Genomic DNA, 18,801 nt, shown 5'->3' with positions numbered 1-18,801 from the left:
GCCCCCGCGCCGGGGGGCCTGGCGCCGGGCGGCACAGCCCCCCGCCGCCGCCGCCGATGACCACCAGTCGTTCCGCCGCTGCCATGCGTGTCCCCTCGGTCGGCCGTCACGTCCGAGGACACGCTAAGCGCTACCCCCGCGGCCCCGGCCCGGGCGTCGCCTCCCCGCCCGGCGCCGCGGGCCCGGCCGCCGGGTACGGAGCGGCCGTCGCGCCCATGCCGGTGGCGGTCGCCGGCACGGCCGTCCGCCGCTGCGGCACCCGGCCGCGCACCAGCCGCCACAGGACGTACAGCAGGGCGAGCGCGCCGGCGAACGGGGCCACCGCGCCGAGCGCCATCGCCACCCACTTCAGGGTCGTGACGAACGCGTCCCAGCCGCCCGCGAGCGCGTCCAGGAATCCGGGGTCCTCGTCCTCGGCCTTCTCGGCCGCCTCGGGCTCGGAGAGTTCCAGCGTGATGGTCGCCAGGCTCGTACGGTCCTTCAGCGACGCCTGCTGCGCGAGCAGCGCCTCCAGCTCCGTCTGACGCGTGTTCAGTTCCCCCTCCAGCATGACCACATCGCTGATCTTCGTGGCCCGGTCCATCATCTCCCGCACCCGCGCGACGCTGGTCCGCTGCGACTTGACGCGGCTCTCGACGTCCACCACCTGCTCGGTGACGTCCTTGGCGCCGGCCTTGCGGCTGAGCAGCTTGCCGGTACCGGAGAGCTCCTTCAGTACGCCGTCGTACTCCTCCTGCGGGACGCGCAGCACGATGCGGGCGTACACGTGGCTGTCGTCGATCCGCTCGGTGGTCTCGTTGCCGACGATGCCGCCGGCGTTCTCGGCCGCCGTACGCGCCGTGGCCAGCGCCTTCGTCGCGCTCTCGACCTCGACGGACAGCGTCGCGGTGCGGATCACATGGCTCTTGGCGAGCGGCGGCTTCTTCGCCCCGGCCGCGCCGGCCGGGTTCCGCGCCCCGGCCCCCGAAGCGGTGTCCGCGCGGCTGCCCGGCGCCGCCTGCTCCTGCCCCCCGCCCTTGGAGTCGGCCGCCACGCCCTTGTGGCTGCTGTCTCCGGCCCCGCTGTCGTCGTTCGCCCCGCAGCCGCCGACCGCGAGCGACGCGGTGAGCAGAGCGGCCGCGAGGACCTTGGTGGACCGGTGACCGGACGTACGTGCTGCACGCATGTCGGTTCCCCCCGAACGTCGTGGTGAGTGTTGCCGGTTCGACGTACGAGGTGGGGGAGGGGGTTGCCGTTCCACGGTCCCGAAGCGGTCACGGTCAGGACTCGATCAGGGTTTGAGAGAGTGGACCCATGAACGTGGAATCTCGTACGGGCCATGTCGTCGTCATCGGCGGCGGCATCTCTGGACTCGCCGCCGCCCACCGGCTCGTCGGCGCCGGTGCGCGCGTGACGCTGCTGGAGGCGACGGACCGGCTCGGCGGCAAGCTGCTGACCGGCGAGGTCGCGGGCGTCACCGTCGACCTGGGCGCCGAGTCGATGCTGGCCCGGCGGCCCGAGGCGGTCGCCCTCGCCCGCGAGGCGGGCCTCGGCGGGCGGCTCCAACCGCCGGCCACCGCGACCGCGTCGCTGTGGAACCGGGGCGCGCTCACCCCGATGCCCAAGGGCCACGTGATGGGCGTGCCCGGCGACCCGGAGGTGCTCGGCGGAGTCCTCTCCGCCGACGGCCTGGCGCGGATGCGCCGCGACCGCGAACTCCCGCGCACCGAAGTGGGCGACGACATCGCGCTCGGCGCGTACGTCGCGGCCCGCCTCGGCCGGGAGGTCGTCGACCGGCTGGTGGAACCGCTGCTGGGCGGGGTGTACGCCGGTGACGTGTACCGCACCTCGATGCGCGCCGCCGTACCGCAGCTCTTCGAGGCCGCGCGGACGCACGACTCGCTCCTCGACGGGGTGCGGGACATCCAGCGCCGGGCCGCCGGGAAGCAGCAGGACGGGCCCGTCTTCATGGGCGTCGAGGGCGGTGTCGGCACCCTGCCCGACGCCGTCGCCGACGCCGTGCGGGCGCTGGGCGGCGAAGTCCTCCTCCGTACCCCGGTGATCGGCCTGACCCGGGGACCGGACGGCTGGCGGGTGCGCACCGACGAGCGGGTGATCGCCGCGGACTCCGTGGTCCTCGCGGCGCCCGCCTGGGCGGCCTCCGCGCTGCTCGCCGCCGAGTCGCCGGCCGCGGCCGCCGAGCTGTCCGCCGTCGAGTACGCGTCCATGGCCCTGGTCACCATGGCCTTCCGGCGCCGCGACGCCGAAGGGCTGCCGGCCGGCTCCGGCTTCCTGGTGCCGCCGGTGGACGGGCGCACGATCAAGGCGTCCACCTTCTCCACCCGCAAGTGGGGATGGGTGGACGCCGCCGCCCCCGACCTGTTCCTCCTGCGCACCTCCATCGGCCGCTACGGCGAGGAGGAGCACCTGCACCGCGAGGACGAGGAGCTGGTGGACGCCTCCCTGAGCGACCTCGCCGCCGCCACCGGCCTCGCCGCCCGGCCCGTGGCCACCGAGGTCACCCGCTGGATCGGCGGTCTGCCGCAGTACCCCGTCGGCCACCCCGACCGGGTCGCGCGGGTGCGCGACGAAGTGGCGAAGCTGCCCGGACTGCGGGTCTGCGGGGCGGCGTACGACGGCGTCGGCATCCCCGCGTGCGTCGCGAGCGGCCTGCGCGCCGCCGACGAGATCATGCTCACCCCGGACCCGGCGCGAGGCACGGATCACGAGGCGGGAGAATAGGGACATGACTGATGCTCCGGAGACTGTGACATCCCCCCGAGGCCCCAACGCCGGCAAGAAGGCGAAGGACCTCAACGACGTCATCCGCTACACCCTGTGGTCCGTCTTCAAGCTGCGTGACGCGCTGCCGGAGGACCGCGCCGGGTTCGCCGACGAGGTCCAGGAGCTGTTCGACCAGCTCGCCGCCAAGGACGTCACCGTGCGCGGCACGTACGACGTGTCGGGGCTGCGCGCCGACGCCGACGTCATGATCTGGTGGCACGCCGAGACCGCCGACCAGCTCCAGGAGGCGTACAACCTCTTCCGCCGGACCAGGCTGGGCCGCGCGCTGGAGCCGGTCTGGTCGAACATGGCGCTGCACCGCCCCGCCGAGTTCAACAAGTCGCACATCCCGGCGTTCCTGGCCGACGAGACGCCGCGCAACTACGTCTCCGTCTACCCCTTCGTGCGCTCGTACGACTGGTACCTGCTGCCCGACGAGGACCGCCGCCGCATGCTCGCGGACCACGGCAAGATGGCGCGCGGCTACCCGGACGTGCGCGCCAACACGGTCGCCTCGTTCTCGCTCGGCGACTACGAGTGGCTGCTGGCCTTCGAGGCCGACGAGCTGTACCGCATCGTCGACCTGATGCGCCACCTGCGCGCCTCCGAGGCGCGCATGCACGTGCGCGAAGAGGTGCCCTTCTACACGGGCCGCCGCAAGTCCGTCGCAGACCTGGTGGCGGGCCTCGCCTGAGCGGCGGCCCACCACCCCCGACCCGGAAGATCAGACGGCGGGCGCCGGCTCCTTCGCCACTGCCCGCTCGTCCAGCGACACCGGGTTCGGCTCCCGGTGCGGCGCGCACTCCGCGCGCCGCACCGGCGTCCGACCGGTCAGGAGGTACGTCTCCAGATGACCGTTCACGCACCTGTTCGCGCCGCCGCCGATGCCGTGCGTCCCCGCGTCCCGCTCCGTGACCAGCGCGGACCCCGCCAGCCGCCGGTGCAGCTCCAGCGCCCCCCGGTACGGCGTCGCCGCGTCCCGCTCGGCGGCCAGGATCAGCGTCGGGGGCAGCTCGCCCGGCCCCGCGCCGACGTCCAGGGGCTCCTGGCGCGGAGCGCTCCAGTACGCGCACGGCAGGTTCATCCACGCGTTGTCCCACGTCTCGAACGGCGCGCGCGCCGCGAGCAGGCTGTTGTCCCGGTCCCACACCCACCACTCGGCCGGCCAGGCCGCGTCGTTGCACTCGACGGCGGTGTAGACGGCCTTGCTGTTCTCGTCGGCCCGCGCCGACCCGGACCTCGGTGAGGCCTGGTCGATCAGGGGCTTCGGATTGCCCTTCAGGTACTCCGACAGCGCGGTGGCCCGCATCGCCCAGTAGTCGTCGTAGTAACCGGCGCCGAGCAGCGCCGCCTGGAGTTCGCCCGGCCCCACCCTGCCGCCCGCCGGCCGGCGGGCGAGGCCGGCGCGCACCCTCTCGTAGCTCGCCAGGACCTCGTCGGGCGTGGCGCCGAGGCGGTAGGTCCTGTGGTGCTTGGCGACCCAGGTGCGGAAGTCCTTCCAGCGCCCCTCGAAGGCGAGCGACTGGTCCAGGTTGTTGCGGTACCAGATCTGCTCCGGGTCGGGATTGACCGCCGAGTCGAACACCATGCGGCGCACGTGGGAGGGGAAGAGCGTCGCGTACAGCGCCCCGAAGTAGGTGCCGTACGACGCGCCCATGAAGGTCAGCTTCTTCTCGCCCAGCGCCGCCCTCAGCACGTCCAGGTCGCGGGCGTTGTTGAGCGACGTGTAGTGGCGCAGCGCGCCGCCCGCCCTGCGGGCGCAGCCGTCGGCGTACGCCTTCGCGCGGGCGATCCGCTCCTGCTTGTACGCGTGCGAGGGGTACGTCGGGGCGTCGCTGGGTGCCTGCACGAGCTGCGACGGGTCCTGGCACGACAGCGGGGCGGAGCGGCCGACGCCGCGCGGGGCGTAGCCGACGAGGTCGTACGCCGCCCCGGTCTTCTTCCACTCGGGCAGCACGCCCGCCATGGGGAAGAACATGCTGGAGGCGCCGGGGCCGCCCGGGTTGTAGACGAGCGCGCCCTGGCGCGCGGCGGGCCTGCCCGTCGCACGGGCGCGGCTGACGGTCAGCGAGATGCGGCGGCCGTCGGGGTCGGCGTAGTCGAGGGGCACCTCGACCGTGCCGCACCTGATGTGTCCGGGCAGGCCCTCCGACTTCGGGCACGCGCCGAAGGCGATGCCGGCGGCGGCCGCGCGGTGGGCGGCGAGCGCGGTGCCGCGGGCCTCGGGGGACGCGGGGGACTCGGCGCTGCCCGCGGGGGCGGCGACGAGGGCGGTCAGGACCAGGGAGCCGGCGGATGCCAGGGTCCCGTACATCGCCAGTGCTCTCATCGCGTTCCCTTCGTACAGGTGCAGGACAAAAGGGATACTTGGCGGGGCAGTTGGCGATGTAAAGCACCGGGGGGCGGTGTCGGGGCCAATGACCCCGACGGGTCGCGGGGGCGGCACGCGGGTGCGGACGGTCGACATTGCGTGCGGGCGTCCGGGGTGACCGCGCGCGGCCGGCGGCGGCGGGGCGGCCCGGCGGTCCGTGAGCGGGGCCGGGGCGTGCGCCGCCGCGCCCTTGCCCGCGGCCAGTGACCCTGCCCGGTGGGTGCGTCGGGTCGCCGGTCAGGAGCTGCTGCCGCAGCTGGAGCCCGAGCTCGAACCGGAACTGCACCCGCTGCGAGTGACCCTGCCCGGTGGGTGCGTCGGGTCGCCGGTCAGGAGCTGCTGCCGCAGCTGGAGCCCGAGCTCGAACCGGAACTGCAACTGGAGCTCGAGCTCGAGCCGGAACTGCAACTGGAGCCGGAGCCGGAACCGCAGCTCGACCCGGAGCCCGACCCGCAGCTCGATCCGCCCCGCCCGGAACCGCCGTCCCCCGAGCTGCCGCAGCTCGAATGGCCCGAGACCGAGCCGGCGCACCAGACCATCGCCGCCGCCGCGTAGGAGGTCTGGTCGGCGCCCGCCGACGGGACGCCGCCCGTGGTGCGCGGCCGGCCGGGGGTCAGCCGCGCCGCTGTGCGCAGCTGGTCCTGGAGCACGGGGTCGGGCAGCGCCCGCAGGCCCTGCACCGCGACGAGGTGTCCCGGGCCTGTCCAGTACGCGTACGCGACCGCGTACGCCGTGGCCGCCGCCCGGCCCGCCGGGGTGACGCGGGCGCCCGCCCTCGTCGCGCCGACCGAGCCGCAGATGACGCCCGCGAGCAGGCTGGGCAGGACCAGGGCGAGGAACACGCCGACGGGCTGCCCGGCGAAGCCCGCCACGCCGGCCGCCACGCCGGTGAAGGGGAGTCCGACCACGCAGAGCAGCGCGAGGATCGTGCCGCCGGTGCGCAACCCGCGCCCGGCTCCCGGCGGCACCATCAGGCCGCGGAACGCGAGGCTGTCGCCGATCTCCTGCACCGCCGCGTCGCGCATCACGGCGTGCCGCAGATGGTGCAGCGCGCCGTTGGGGGCGGCGGCCAGGCCGGTGAGCACGGCCCGCTCCACCGGGTCGTGCGCGACGGCGCTCCTGGCCGAGGCGATGCCGGGGCCGCCGATCGCGAGGCGGCCGTCGCAGTACATCGTGGTGAGGGCGACGTCCACGGCCCGGGAGGGGCCGCCGTTCAGGAACGCGGCCTCCATGAGGTCCAGGGTCGGGGCGGGGCCGCCGTCGGCGGAGCGGTGCAGGGCCGAGACGCCCCGGAGCAGGACGACACAGGAGGCCACCACGGCGGACGTGATGAGCAGGGCGACAACGGTCATGGTCATCGGCGCGTCACTTCCGGACGAGTGCGGCACGCGCCGCACGGAGGAGTCGGGTCGTACGGCGGGGCGGGCGCGGGGCCGCGCGGTCCTGCCACCAGTGGGTCAGCCGCGTGCGCGCGGCCCCGTCCGCCGGCCGGCCGGTGGCCAGCACGTGCTCGGCGAAGTCGAGCGCGTCCCGCCGGTAACCCGCGGACATGGGGCGGGACCTGGCGTACGTGAGGAACGCGGTGCGGTACTCCGAACCCAGGATCTCCGGCAGTTCGGGCGCGACCTTGGCGACGACGTCGGCCCGCTTCCCGGCCAGCGCGCGGCTCTGGACGCGCAGGCGGGCCGAGTCGAAGCCGGCGGGGGCCGGCGTCCCGGCCACGAGGGCGGACAGCAACGCGACCTGCCCCACGGCGACCCGGGTACGGGCGCCACCGCCCGGCGCCGCCGCCCCGGCCGGCCGGGGGGCGGGCACGGGCACGGGCACGGACGCGGGCACGGGCGCAGGCGCGGGTACGAGAGACCGGGGAGCGTCCTTCCGTACGGACCCGGCACGGCCCGGGGTCGGCCGCGCCGCGTGCCCCCTCCCCGAAGCCGGGGCGGCCGCCCCGGCCGCCGCCAGCGGTCGACGGGACCGGCGCCCACCGGCGGCCCCGCGCGCCAGCGCCGCGCGGATCTCGTCCAGTTCGCATGCCAGCACGTGCGGCGCGGGGAAGTCGTCGTCGCGTTCCAGCAGGACGCCCGGGGGGTCCGTGCGGGAGCGCAGGTCCGTCAGGATGTCGAGGACCGGCCGGGTCACGGGATGGGCGTGCGTGTCGTGCCAGACGCCGTCCTTCTCGATGCCGCCCGCCACGTGGACGTACGCGATCGCCTCCACCGGCAGCTCGTCGAGCGCCCTGGCGGGGTCCTCGCCCCGGTTCACGCGGTTCGTGTGGAGGTTGGCCACGTCGATCAGGAGGCGCACGCCGGTCCGGGACACCAGCTCGGCCAGGAACTGGCCCTCCGTCATCTCCTCGTCGGGCCAGGCGACCAGCGCCGCGATGTTCTCCAGCGCCAGCGGCACCGGCAGCGAGTCCTGGGCGATCCGGACGTTCTCGCACAGCACGTCGAGCGCGTCGCGGGTGCGGGGCACCGGCAGCAGGTGCCCCGCCTCCAGCCGCGGGCTCGCCGTGAGGGGGCCGCCCGCCCGTACGAACGCGATGTGCTCCGTGACGAGCGGCGCGCCCAGGGCCTCCGCCGTCGCCGCCAGGTCCGCCAGGCGTCCCGGGTCCGGGCGGTCCGCGCCGCCCAGGCCGAGCGAGACGCCGTGCGGGATCACCGTCGTACCGCGGGCGCGCAGGCGCAGCAGGGAGTCGGGGAGGTGGCCGGGGCAGAGGTTCTCCGCCACCGCCTCCACCCAGTCGACGCCGGGCAGCCCCTCCACCGCTTCCGCGATCTCCGGCCGCCAGCCGATCCCCGTACCGAGACGCTCCATGTCTCCCCCTCCCGCGCTTCGTGCAGGGGTGATGGCCCCGGCGCACGCCGCCGAACCCACCGGAGGGGACGTTCAGAGCTTGATTTGAGGTTACGGCGCCGGTTCGGGGCGGTTGGTGTTCACCGCCGGGCTGCCGATCTCCCCCTCGGGCTGCGCGGACGGCCGCGAGGTGAAGGTCTGCTCACCGGTCGGCACGGCGGCCGGCGGCGAGGGGACCGTCACCGAGTTGTCCGGCGGCGGCGGCCCCGAGGGGCTCGCGGTGACGGTGCCCGCCGCCTCGTTCGCCAGGGCGTCGAAGTCGACGAGGCCGGTGGCCTCCAGCATGGTGATGTGGTCCAGGACGGTCTGGTTCGCGTCACTCGCGAGCTGACGGATCAGCGCGTTGCGGGTGGTGTGCCGCACCTGGGCTATGAGAGCGAACACCTTGCCGTGCGCGTTGCGCAGAAGGTTGGCGAACTTGCGCTCGTACTCCGGACCGCTCGCCGCCGACAGCTCCCTGAGCCAGCCCTGCTGCTGCTCGTTGGGCTGGTTGGGCAGCGGCACGTTGAGCTGGGCGGCGACCTTGCGGGCCCGCTTGTCGAGGTCCGTGTGGCCGACGATCAGGTGGTCGCCGGCCTCCTTGATCGCCTCGCTGGGGGCGCGTTCGAGCGCCTGCTGCCCCGCGGGCAGCTCCCACAGGCCCGCCAGCCGCACCTTGACCAGGAAATCCCGGTCGGTGGCGGACAGCGGACCCCACTGGGTCGCGACCGAGGAGGCGTTGAGGTTGGCCTGGCCGGTGCCCGAGCGGTCCGCGTAGGACCACACGGGGAAGGCGAGTGCGCCGATGGTGGCGACAAGTGCCGCGATGATAAGTGCTGTTCCGTTGATGCGTCGCAACAAAATGTCTCCCGAGCCGATGCGTTACACCGTCGAACCAACCGCCTGCGGGGCGGCCGGACAACCTACTTGCGAAGTATTCGTAGGTACGTATGACTGGGTCGGCGCGTTCAAAGGGCGTGCGGAGCGCGTCGGGGTCAGCGGCGCAGCGCCGGGTGGTCCGCGACCACCGTGCACGAGCCGGGCGCGATCTCGGTGAATCCCGCGTCCCGCACCATGGGCAGCCCGCTCGTGGTGAGCTCCCGCCACCGCCCGGCCTCGGCGGTACGGACCGCGAGCGGGAATCCCGCGTCCCGCCACGCCTTGCGCTCCGTCTCCGGCAGGTCCCACCAGGCGAGTTGGGCCCCGTGGCCGGCCTGCGCCATCGCCTTGCCCGCCGACATGGAGACATCCGGGCTCAGCCACAGCACGGCGCCGCCGGCGGGGGCCGGGTCGGGCGGCCGCGGGTCGTCCAGTTCCGTGCCCGAGACCTGGAGCTTCGCCAGCTCCCTGGGCCAGCCGTCGAGCGGCACCGGCGGGAAGACCCGCACCTCGGCGGCGTCCCCGGTCACCGTGATGCCGGGCAGCGCCGCGGCCTTGCGCCACTCGCCGCCCCGCGCCCGGCGCACCACCTTGCGGATCCGGGCGTCCTGCCACAGGCGCATGACCCCGGCCCACTCGCCCTCGCCCAGCGACCGTTCGTCGGACAGCATCACGAGCACCGCGCGGGCCGCCGTCTCCAGGGCGTCCGTACGGGCCGGCGGGTCGTCCTTCTCGATGTGGACGACGAGGGGCAGTACGAACTGCGGGGCCTCGTCGCGCGCGGTCCGCTCGTGCCGGAAGGGGCTGCCGGGGGTCTCGGGGATGTCGTTGTCGCTCACCGGCCCCAGTCTGCCAGCGCCCGGCGACCGCTCATCTCCTCCCCCGGGAGGTTGGCGGAAGCAATGGCTCCGGGCGAGGATGCTCCGCATGAAGAGCGATCTTTTTGCCTCAGAGAACATGGCGCAGCAGGCCACTGTGCCCGGAATGACCCTCCAGAACGCCAAGTCGGTGAAGTACGCGGTCAACGGCGAGATGCACGCGCGGCAGGGTTCGATGATCGCCTTCCGCGGCAACCTCCAGTTCGAGCGCAAGGGCCAGGGCATCGGCGGCATGCTCAAGCGCGCGGTGACCGGCGAAGGGCTGGCGCTGATGGCCGTCCGCGGCCAGGGCGAGGCGTGGTTCGCGCACGAGGCGCAGAACTGCTTCATCGTCGACATAGACCAGGGCGACGCCCTCACCGTCAACGGCCGCAACGTACTGTGCTTCGACGCGACCCTCTCGTACGAGATCAAGACGGTGAAGGGCGCCGGCATGACCGGCGGCGGCCTCTTCAACAGCGTGTTCACCGGGTACGGCAAGCTCGCCGTGATCTGCGAGGGCAGCCCGATCGTCATTCCCGTGACGCAGCAGCAGCCGGTGTACGTCGACACCGACGCGGTGGTGGGCTGGAGCGCCCACCTCAACACGTCGCTGCACCGCTCGCAGTCGGTCGGCTCCATGATCCGGGGCGGCTCCGGCGAGGCGGTCCAGCTGATGCTCCAGGGCGACGGCTTCGTCATCGTCCGGCCGAGCGAGCTGAAGCCCGAGAAGGCGGCAAGCAGCTGACCCGCGGGTCACGAGTCCGCCCGGCCCCGAGGAGCCCGGGTAGGCTCGTACGCATGGACGAGGAGAACCCGCCGTACGCCGAGTGCGTGCTCTGCCGGGAGCCGACCGAGTACCCGGAGTCCGTCAAGGGCGTCGTGCACTGCCCCGTCTGCGCGTGGCACGAGGCGCAGCGCACGGCCTGCTCCGGCTGAAATCCGGTGGACAGCCCGCAGGGCGCCCGGAATCATCCGCACGGTGACAGAACCGTACGAGCAGCGTGAGCGCACCACCTTCGTCGAGCTGGACGAGGCGGTCATGGCCGCTCTCCTCGACCGCGACCTGGCGACCGCCGGGGCGAGGGCCGGCGTGGCCCTCACCGACTTCTTCCTGACGGACAGCGCGCTGTGGCTGTGGCGTTACCGCCTCGGCCAGATCGCCGACGACCCGGCGCGGGCCCGCTGGTGCCACCGGATCGCGGTGTGCGCGCCGGGCGGCGCGGTCGTCGGGCACGGCGGGTTCCACGGCCCGCCCGACGACCGGGGCACGGTGGAGCTGGGATACGCCGTCGACCCCGCCTTCCGCCGCCGTGGCTACGCCAGGGCCACCTTGACCGAGCTGCTGCGCCGGGCCGCGGCCGAGCCCGCCGTGACCACGGTGCGGGCGTCGATCCGGCCCGACAACGTGGCGTCCCTGGCCACCGTCGCCGGCTTCGGCTTCACCGCGGTGGGCGAGCAGTGGGACGAGATCGACGGCATGGAGACGCTGTACGAGACTCAGCTCTTCAGGAGCTCCGAGACCTTCACGAAGCGGTAGCCGCGCGCCCGCAGTTCGGGCACGATCCGCCGCACCGCCTGTTCGGTCACCGGTGCCGCGCTGCGCGTGCAGTGCATGACCACCAGCGACCCCGGGCGCACCCCCGCCAGGACCTGCTCGGCCACCGCGTCCCCGTCGCGCGCGAAGGCGTCGCCGCTCACCACGTCCCACTGGACCGCCGTCACCCCGGCCGGGGCCAGTGCGCGCAGGGCCTCGTCGTCGTAACAGCCGCCGGGGAAGCGGAAGTACGGGACCACGTTGCGCACCCCGGCCTTGCGGAACGCGGCGAAGGCCCGCTCCACGTCGGTGCGCATGGCAGGCCTGCCGAGCGTCGGCAGGCCGTAGCAGGGGGACGCGAAGGCGTGGTGACTGTACGAGTGGTTGGCGATCTCGAACAGCGGGTCGCGCCCGATGGAGCGGGCCTGGTCCGGGTACTCCTCGGCCCAGCGGCCCGTCATGAACACCGTCGCCGGAACGTTCAGCCTGCGCAGGGACGCGATCAGGGCGGGGTTGTCGAAGCGCTCGCCGCGGGCGGCGCGCGGGCCCTGGTCCGCCGTCATGTCGGCGTCGAAGGTGAGGGCGACGGTCTTCGCGCGGGCCCCGGCGGCGCGTTCGAAGACCGGGGTGAGCCCGCCGGGGCCCGCCGCGAGGGTCGGCGGTGCGGGGGCGGGCTGCCGGGAAGCGGCGGCGGAGGCGGAGGCGGACGCCGGTCCCTGCGGCGGGGCGGCGAGCGAGCCCCGGGACTCGCCGCCGCCGCAGCCGGTGAGAGCCGCGCCGAGTACCGCCACTGTCGCCAGACTGCGCGCAAAGGTGATCACATGGTGAAGTTATATGATCATTCGTGAAGCTTCCGTCTTCCACGCGGACGCTGCTGCCGAACGGGTGCCGAGCGGCGGAGGCGGCGCGGCGAAGGGGCCGGCCGGCGCGGCCGGCCCCCGGGGTGGCGCGGGACTCAGTGGTGGAACGGACCCGTCACCGCGAACGTCGTGCCCGGCGTGTAGCAGTTCACGTACATCGTCGCGCAGTCGGGGGAGAAGGTGACGCCGGCGAACTCGCCCCATTCCGGCTCCTGCGGCGTGCCGATGTTCTGCCGCCCGCGCGCCATCGCGTACACCTCGCCGCGCCTGGTCAGCCCGTACACGTGCTGCGCGCCGTTGCCGTCCTCGCACACCATCAGGCCGCCGCGCGGGGCGAGGCAGATGTTGTCGGGGGACTCGCCCGGCAGCTGGATGTCCGTGCTCGGGCCGAAGACGACGACCAGGGTCAGCAGCCGCTTCTCCGGCTCGTACTTCCACACCTGCCCGAAGTGGTCGGCCGCCGACCCCTCCGCGCTGCGGGCGAAGCTGGAGACGAAGTACACGGCGCGGTCGCCCCAGTAGCAGCCCTCCAGCTTCTGGGCGTGCGTGATGCCCTTGCGGCCGAAGTCCTGGAGACGGATCGGCGTCTCCTCGGCCAGCGGGTCGGGCACGGGCACCCACTCGACGCCTCTGAAGCTTGCGCCCGTCTCCCGGACCGCCGACAGGTCGGGCACGCCCGGCACCCGCATGGCTTCCAGCGCGCCGCCCGCGCGCAGGGACCCCGGACCGCCCAGCGGCTTCTCGGGCAGGAAGCGGTAGAAGAGGCCGAAGGGCTTCTGGAACGCGTCCTCCGTCTCGTACACGATGCCGCTGCGCGGGTCCACGGCGATCGCCTCGTGCTGGAAGCGGCCCATCGCCGTGAGGGGGACGGCGCCGGAGCGGTGCGGGTCGACGGGGTCGACCTCGAAGATGAAGCCGTGGTCCTTGGTGTAGCCGTTGGTGCCGGCCTTGTCCTCGTTCTCCTCGCAGGTGAGCCACGTGTTCCACGGGGTGGGCCCGCCCGCGCAGTTGACGGCCGTACCGGCGATGGCGACGCGCTCACCGAGCACGTTGTTGCGCCCGTCGAGCGCGAGCGCCGTACAGCCGCCCTTCGCGGCCGGGTCGTACGTCAGGCCCTCGACCGTCGGTACGCCGAGCTTCGCGCTGTGGCGGTTCTCGTGGTTGCGGACGAGGTGGACACGGCCGTGACGGCCCCGGAAGGCGCCCATGCCGTCGTGGTTGCCCGGGACGGGGCCCTCGCCCGAGCTCAGGGGCCGGCCCTCCCGGGAGAGGACCTTGTAGCGGAACCCCTCGGGCAGATCGAGGAGCCCGTCCGGGTCGGGCACGAGCGGTCCGTACCCGCGGCGGCCCAGTCCCTGGGCGGCGGCCGTGCCGGCGAAGATCTCCGACACCGAGCCGGCGAACGCGACACCGGCGCCGATGGCGCCCGCGCGGGCCAGAACATGCCGGCGGGACGCGGACGATGAGGCTGTTTCAGACATGAGGTCTCTCCCTGCTGGCGGACAGGAAACGTGTGACCCGCACGTGTGTAGCACGCAAGTGATCTCACGTGAACCATGCGGGCCACACCGCCTCGTGCGGCGCGTCAGCCCGACGCGTGTGCCCGGGTCAGACGAGGGACGCGCTCAGCGTGATCGTCGTACCCGCCAGAGCCTGGCTGACCGGGCAGTTCGCCTTGCCCTCCTCGGCCGCCTTGACGAACGCGGCCTCGTCCATGCCCGGCACCTCGCCCTGCACGGTGAGGTGGATGCGGGTGATGCCCTCGCCCGGCACGAAGGTGACCTCGGCCTTGGTGTTCAGGCGGTTCGGCGGGGTGCCCGCCTTGGCGAGGACGTTGGAGAACGCCATGTTGTAGCAGCTGGACTGGGCGGCGGCGATCAGCTCCTCGGGGCTGGTCATGCCGTTCGGCTCCTCGGTACGGGCCGGCCAGGAGACGGGGTGCTCCCCGATGCCGGACGAATCGAGGGTCACGGTGCCCTTGCCCTTGAACAGGTCGCCTTCCCAGACGCTGTGTGCCTGACGCGTTGCAGCCATTTCGAAAGCCCTTCTCGCGGACGGTGATCCAGGGCCAACCTACTGCGCGATCAAGCCCTTCGCGTCGCGCGCCAGCGCGGTCAGCCGGGAGATCGCCCGGAAGTACTTCTTCCGGTAGCCGCCGTTCAGCATGTCGTCACTGAACAGCCGGTCGAACGGCAGCCCGGAGGCCAGCACCGGCACCTCGCGGTCGTACAGCCGGTCGGCGAGCACCACGAGCCGCAGCGCCGTCGACTGGTCCGGCACCGGACGCACGTCGGTGAGGCAGACGACCCTGACGTCGTCGGTGAGCGCCCCGTACCGGCTGGGGTGGACCTTGGCGAGGTGGTCGAGCAGGCGCGGGAAGTCGTCGAGGCTGGCGCCCGCGGTCGCGTACGCCGCCCTGGTGACCTGCTCGTCGGAGTACGGCGCGGGGGCCTCGGGCAGCCCGCGGTGGCGGTAGTCCTCGCCGTCGATGCGCAGCGGCCGGAAGTGGGCCGAGAGGCCCTGGATCTCGCGCAGGAAGTCGACCGCGGCGAAGCGGCCCTCGCCGAGCTTGCCGGGCAGCGTGTTGGAGGTGGCGGCCAGCGCGACGCCCGCCTCGACGAGCCGGCGCAGCAGCGACGACACCAGCACCGTGTCGCCCGGGTCGTCGAGTTCGAACTCGTCGATGCACAGCAGCCGGTGCCCGCCGAGCGTCCGCACGGTCTCCTGGAAGCCCAGCGCGCCGACCAGGTTGGTCAGCTCCACGAAGGTGCCGAACGCCTTGAGCCCGGGGGGCGCGGGGGTGGCGTGCCAGAGGGAGGCGAGCAGGTGCGTCTTGCCGACGCCGTACCCGCCGTCGAGGTAGACGCCGAGCGGCGCGGCCGGGGCCGCCTGCTTCTTGCCGAAGTCGAACCAGCGCCGCTTGCCCGAGCCGGACGCCGACGCCCCGCCGAGGCCGGCCGCGAAGGCGCTCAGCACCCGGACCGCCTCGCTCTGGCTCGGCTGGTTCGGGTCCGGTACGTACGTATCGAAGCGCACCGAGTCGAAGCGCGGCGGCGGCACCATCTCGGCGACCAGACGGTCGGCGGGGACGTGCGGCTCGCGTGCGCACAGGGACAGCGGAGCCGCTTCGGTTATGGGCGCGGACCCATGAGCGGCGGTGGAGGACGACACGGGGCTCAAGTCTAGGCGTCGTGCCACACTGCTCGGCATGCGACGCCTGTTCCCTGTGACCGACGAAACACTCTCCGCCGCCGAGGGCGAGTGGGGACTCGACGCGCTGGCCGACGCCTACGCGTATCCGAAGGAGCGCGGCGCGTCCGGGGCGTGGCTGCGGGCCAACATGGTCTCGTCCCTCGACGGGGCCGCCCAGCACGAGGGCCGTTCGCAGCCGATCTCCTCCGACACCGACATGCGCATCTTCGGCACGCTGCGGGCGCTGGCCGACGTGGTGATCGTCGGAGCGGAAACCGTACGTCTGGAGGGCTACCGTCCGGCCCGCGCCCGGGACGCCTTCGCCGAGCGCAGAGCCGCGGCGGGCCAGGGCCCCGCGCCCGCCATCGCGGTGGTCAGCGCGTCCCTGAATCTGGACTTCACCCTTCCGCTCTTCGTCTCCCCGCTGGTCCCGACGCTGGTGCTGACCGGCGCCACCGCTCCGCCCGACCGCGTCCGCGCCGCCCGGGAGGCCGGGGCCGAGGTGCTGATCGCCGGGGACGGGGCGGTGGTGGAGCCCGCCAGGGCGGTGGCGGCGCTGGCCGGGCGGGGGCTCACCCGGTTGCTGACCGAGGGCGGACCGCGCCTGCTGGCCCAGTTCATCGCCGCCGGGGCGCTGGACGAGCTGTGCCTCACCGTGTCGCCCGTGCTCACCGCGGGGCGCGCCCAGCGGATCGCCGACGGACCCGGTGTGACGGTCCCCGAAAAATTCGGACTGGCGTCCGTACTGGAGGAGGCCGGGTTCCTTTTCACCCAGTACCGTCGGATCTGACCGGCAGCGGAATTGACTGTTCCGCTAGCTTTCGCGGGGCTCGCCAACTCCGGCAGTGACCCCGTGGGGGCACGGGGAAGGATGGTTTCCGCAGGGGGCCGGCGGCGCTACCCAGAAGCGCCGGCCCATGAAGAAGAGAAGGGCGCCCGTCGTGTTCACGAGCGTATTGATGATCGAGAAGCCCCTGACTTCCGTCGACGTGGATTTCGTCACCACCCTCCACGGCGACGAGAGCGTCTCCTTCGTCGTTCTGATGCAGCCCCGCGGCGACCAGGCCGACGTCCTTCTGCGCGCCATCGACGACGTAGCGCTCGGACAGGTCGACGAGGCCGTGCGGGAGGCCGACGAGCCCAGCGGCGAGGAGGCCAAGCCTCTGGCGCAGCGCGGTCTGGAGGCGACTCTGGAGGCGCTGCGGGCGCGCGGGAACGAGGCCGTGGGCCAGGTCGTGGAGGACCATCCGCTGGACCTCCTCAAGTCGGTCGTCTCCGAGACGGGGGCCGACGAGGTGATCGTCCTGACCGCGCCGCACTACGTCGAGGAGTTCTTCCACCGGGACTGGGCCTCGCGCGCCCGTCACAAGGTCGGCGTACCGGTGCTCAAGCTCTTCTCCCACAACGAATAGGCTGGGGCACCGCTCACACGTCACACCTTGGGAGACAACGCATGGCACCCGGCCTTCCCACCGCCATGGACCGACCGCACTTCATCGGCATCGGCGGCGCCGGAATGTCGGGGATCGCGAAGATCCTCGCCCAGCGCGGCGCACGGGTCGCGGGCAGCGACGCCCGCGACTCGGCCACCGCCGAATCCCTGCGCGCGCTGGGCGCCGCGGTCCACATCGGCCACGCCGCCGGACACCTGGCGGACGACTCCACCTGCGTCGTCGTCTCCAGCGCCATCCGCGACGACAACCCCGAGCTGGTCCGCGCCGCCGAGCTCGGCATCCCCGTCGTGCACCGCTCCGACGCGCTCGCCTCGCTGATGACCGGCACGCGGGCCATCGCCGTCGCGGGCACGCACGGCAAGACCACCACGACCTCGATGCTGGCCGTGGCCCTGACCGAGCTCGGCCTCGACCCGTCGTACGCCATCGGCGGCGACCTCGAAGGCCCCGGCACGAACGCCACGCACGGCGAGGGCGACATCTTCGTCGCCGAGGCCGACGAGAGCGACCGCAGCTTCCAGAAGTACGACCCCCAGGTCGCCATCGTCCTCAACGTGGAACTCGACCACCACGCGAACTACGCCTCGATGGACGAGATCTACGACTCCTTCGAGACCTTCGTCGGCAAGGTCGTCCCCGGCGGCACGCTCGTCGTCTCCGCCGACCAGGCCGGCGCCGTGGAGCTGACCTCCCGCCTGCGCGACCTCTCCGAACTCAAGATCGTCACGTACGGCGACTCCCCGACGGCCGACGTGCGCGTCCACAAGATCACCCCGCGCGGCCTGACCAGCGAGGTCACGGTCCTCCTCGACGGCCGCTACCTCACCTTCACGGTCTCCGTGCCCGGCAGCCACTACGCCCACAACGCGGTCGCCGCGCTTGCGGCGGGCGTGGCCCTCGGCATCCCGGCCCACAACCTCGCGTCCGCCCTCGGCAAGTACACCGGCGTCAAGCGCCGCCTCCAGCTGAAGGGCGAGGTGAACGGCGTACAGGTCATCGACTCGTACGCCCACCACCCGACCGAGATGACCGCCGACCTCGCGGCCATGCGCGGCGCGGCCGCCGACGCGCGGCTGCTCGTCGTCTTCCAGCCCCACCTCTTCTCGCGCACCCAGGAACTGGGCACGGAGATGGGCCAGGCCCTGGCCCTCGCGGACGCCTCGGTGGTGCTCGACATCTACCCGGCCCGCGAGGACCCGATCCCCGGCATCACCAGCGCCCTGATCGTCGACGCGGCCCGCGCGGCCGGCGCCGACGTGACGCCGGTCGCCGACAGGGCGAGCGTCCCCGAGGTGATCGCGGGAATGGCCAAGCAGGGTGATCTCGTTCTGACGATGGGCGCGGGTGACGTGACGGACCTCGGTCCGCAGATCCTCGCCCGCCTGTCGAACTGAGGGAGCCCCCATGTCGTACGACGTCGAGAAGCCCGACGAGCAGTGGCGCGCGGAACTGACCCCCGCCGAGTACGCCGTCCTGCGCCAGGCCGGCACGGAGCCCGCCTTCGTCGGCGAGTACACGGACACGAAGACGACCGGTGTGTACTCCTGCCGCGCCTGCGGAGCCGAGCTCTTCCGCTCGGACGCGAAGTTCGAGTCGCACTGCGGCTGGCCGTCGTTCTACGACCCGAAGGACACGGACGCGGTCGAGCTGATCTCGGACACCTCCCACGGCATGGTCCGCACCGAGGTGCGCTGCGCCAGGTGCGGCTCGCACCTGGGCCACGTCTTCGAGGGCGAGGGCTACCCGACCCCGACGGACCAGCGCTACTGCATCAACTCGATCTCCCTGCGCCTCACGCCGGACGCCTGAGCCCGGACGCCTGAGCCCGGCCGCCCGAGCCCGGACGTCCGACTCCGGACGCCCGACCTCGGCCGCCGCGGCAGAGCCGACACGCCGACGCGCCCCGTCCCCGGACAACTCCGGGACGGGGCGCGTCGGCGTGGGGGGCCGCCCGCGCGCGCCCGCCCGGGGGGGACGCCAATTACGGGGGGAGCACGAAGTTTGCGCGGGTGGGGTGGGTGTTAGGGGGTAAGGGGGGGGTGGGCGCGACGAGGTA

General features: G+C 73.4%; 19 protein-coding genes. 9 read left to right on the top strand and 10 right to left on the bottom strand.

Going from position 1 to position 18,801, the window contains the following annotated elements; translation table 11 throughout:
* Positions 1-130: 130 nt before the first annotated feature.
* Positions 131-1,165 carry a DUF4349 domain-containing protein gene (locus tag ACWGH0_RS32275; RefSeq protein WP_453407828.1) on the bottom strand — a complete coding sequence of 345 codons (1,035 nt, stop codon included), beginning with the start codon at positions 1,163-1,165 and terminating at the stop codon, positions 131-133.
* Between the two features lie 128 nt (positions 1,166-1,293).
* Here ACWGH0_RS32275 and hemG point away from each other — a divergent pair, with 128 nt between their 5' ends.
* Together hemG and hemQ are read left to right on the top strand one after the other, a co-directional pair.
* Entirely contained in the window at positions 1,294-2,721 is a 1,428-nt protein-coding gene (gene hemG, locus ACWGH0_RS32270; protein WP_453407827.1) for a protoporphyrinogen oxidase, read from the top strand.
* 4 nt (positions 2,722-2,725) lie between these two features.
* Complete coding sequence (gene hemQ, locus ACWGH0_RS32265) at positions 2,726-3,457, top strand: hydrogen peroxide-dependent heme synthase (RefSeq protein ID WP_453407826.1); 732 nt, start codon at positions 2,726-2,728, stop codon at positions 3,455-3,457.
* 30 nt (positions 3,458-3,487) lie between these two features.
* Here the strand turns inward: hemQ and ACWGH0_RS32260 are convergent, their stop codons facing one another.
* The 5 genes from ACWGH0_RS32260 to ACWGH0_RS32240 all read right to left on the bottom strand — a co-directional run bounded on the left by ACWGH0_RS32260 (position 3,488) and on the right by ACWGH0_RS32240 (position 9,684).
* Complete coding sequence (locus tag ACWGH0_RS32260) at positions 3,488-5,092, bottom strand: alpha/beta hydrolase (protein WP_453407825.1); 1,605 nt, start codon at positions 5,090-5,092, stop codon at positions 3,488-3,490.
* Between the two features lie 371 nt (positions 5,093-5,463).
* Positions 5,464-6,492 (bottom strand): TIGR04222 domain-containing membrane protein, encoded by a 1,029-nt coding sequence (locus tag ACWGH0_RS32255; protein ID WP_453407824.1) that lies wholly within the window; start codon positions 6,490-6,492, stop codon positions 5,464-5,466.
* A gap of 7 nt (positions 6,493-6,499) precedes the next feature.
* Entirely contained in the window at positions 6,500-7,948 is a 1,449-nt protein-coding gene (locus ACWGH0_RS32250; RefSeq protein ID WP_453407823.1) for a DUF692 domain-containing protein, read from the bottom strand.
* A 90-nt stretch (positions 7,949-8,038) separates the two neighbouring features.
* A complete protein-coding gene (locus ACWGH0_RS32245; RefSeq protein WP_453407822.1) occupies positions 8,039-8,824 on the bottom strand; it encodes a DUF4142 domain-containing protein in 786 nt (261 codons plus the stop codon).
* A 137-nt stretch (positions 8,825-8,961) separates the two neighbouring features.
* On the bottom strand, positions 8,962-9,684 hold the full coding sequence (locus ACWGH0_RS32240) for a peptidyl-tRNA hydrolase (RefSeq protein WP_453407821.1): 723 nt from the start codon (positions 9,682-9,684) through the stop codon (positions 8,962-8,964).
* Positions 9,685-9,772: 88 nt separating this feature from the next.
* Between ACWGH0_RS32240 and ACWGH0_RS32235 the strand changes: the two genes are divergently transcribed.
* From ACWGH0_RS32235 to ACWGH0_RS32225, 3 genes are read left to right on the top strand one after another with little or no spacing between them, the layout of a single operon-like run.
* Positions 9,773-10,450, top strand: coding sequence for an AIM24 family protein (locus tag ACWGH0_RS32235; RefSeq protein WP_453407820.1), 678 nt, complete (start codon positions 9,773-9,775; stop codon positions 10,448-10,450).
* A gap of 53 nt (positions 10,451-10,503) precedes the next feature.
* Complete coding sequence (locus ACWGH0_RS32230; RefSeq protein WP_453407819.1) at positions 10,504-10,641, top strand: hypothetical protein; 138 nt, start codon at positions 10,504-10,506, stop codon at positions 10,639-10,641.
* A gap of 43 nt (positions 10,642-10,684) precedes the next feature.
* Positions 10,685-11,242 (top strand): GNAT family N-acetyltransferase, encoded by a 558-nt coding sequence (locus tag ACWGH0_RS32225; RefSeq protein WP_453407818.1) that lies wholly within the window; start codon positions 10,685-10,687, stop codon positions 11,240-11,242.
* Here the strand turns inward: ACWGH0_RS32225 and ACWGH0_RS32220 are convergent.
* The 4 genes from ACWGH0_RS32220 to zapE form a co-directional block, all read right to left on the bottom strand.
* A complete protein-coding gene (locus tag ACWGH0_RS32220) occupies positions 11,203-12,060 on the bottom strand; it encodes a polysaccharide deacetylase family protein (protein ID WP_453407817.1) in 858 nt (285 codons plus the stop codon). The genes ACWGH0_RS32225 and ACWGH0_RS32220 overlap by 40 nt on opposite strands.
* Before the next feature lie 134 nt (positions 12,061-12,194).
* Positions 12,195-13,580 carry an alkaline phosphatase PhoX gene (locus ACWGH0_RS32215; RefSeq protein WP_453407816.1) on the bottom strand — a complete coding sequence of 462 codons (1,386 nt, stop codon included), beginning with the start codon at positions 13,578-13,580 and terminating at the stop codon, positions 12,195-12,197.
* 127 nt (positions 13,581-13,707) lie between these two features.
* Positions 13,708-14,133 (bottom strand): OsmC family protein, encoded by a 426-nt coding sequence (locus ACWGH0_RS32210; RefSeq protein ID WP_450262091.1) that lies wholly within the window; start codon positions 14,131-14,133, stop codon positions 13,708-13,710.
* A gap of 39 nt (positions 14,134-14,172) precedes the next feature.
* On the bottom strand, positions 14,173-15,270 hold the full coding sequence (gene zapE, locus ACWGH0_RS32205; RefSeq protein ID WP_453407815.1) for a cell division protein ZapE: 1,098 nt from the start codon (positions 15,268-15,270) through the stop codon (positions 14,173-14,175).
* 37 nt (positions 15,271-15,307) lie between these two features.
* On the opposite strand from zapE, the gene ACWGH0_RS32200 reads away from it, so the two are divergent.
* The 4 genes from ACWGH0_RS32200 (at position 15,308) to msrB (ending at position 18,554) form a co-directional block, all read left to right on the top strand.
* The gene (locus ACWGH0_RS32200; protein WP_453407814.1) at positions 15,308-16,081 is read left to right on the top strand and encodes a pyrimidine reductase family protein; all 774 of its coding nucleotides are present in this window, start codon (positions 15,308-15,310) and stop codon (positions 16,079-16,081) included.
* Between the two features lie 151 nt (positions 16,082-16,232).
* Positions 16,233-16,703, top strand: a complete 471-nt coding sequence (locus ACWGH0_RS32195; protein ID WP_453407829.1) for an indole-3-glycerol phosphate synthase — start codon at positions 16,233-16,235, stop codon at positions 16,701-16,703.
* A 41-nt stretch (positions 16,704-16,744) separates the two neighbouring features.
* A complete protein-coding gene (gene murC / locus ACWGH0_RS32190; RefSeq protein ID WP_453407813.1) occupies positions 16,745-18,139 on the top strand; it encodes a UDP-N-acetylmuramate--L-alanine ligase in 1,395 nt (464 codons plus the stop codon).
* 10 nt (positions 18,140-18,149) lie between these two features.
* Positions 18,150-18,554, top strand: coding sequence for a peptide-methionine (R)-S-oxide reductase MsrB (gene msrB / locus ACWGH0_RS32185; protein WP_453407812.1), 405 nt, complete (start codon positions 18,150-18,152; stop codon positions 18,552-18,554).
* Positions 18,555-18,801: the final 247 nt, after the last annotated feature.

The organism is Streptomyces sp. NPDC054887 (assembly GCF_053610585.1).
Note: the sequence above shows the minus strand (reverse complement) of the source record. Positions and strands in the feature narration are given on the sequence as shown.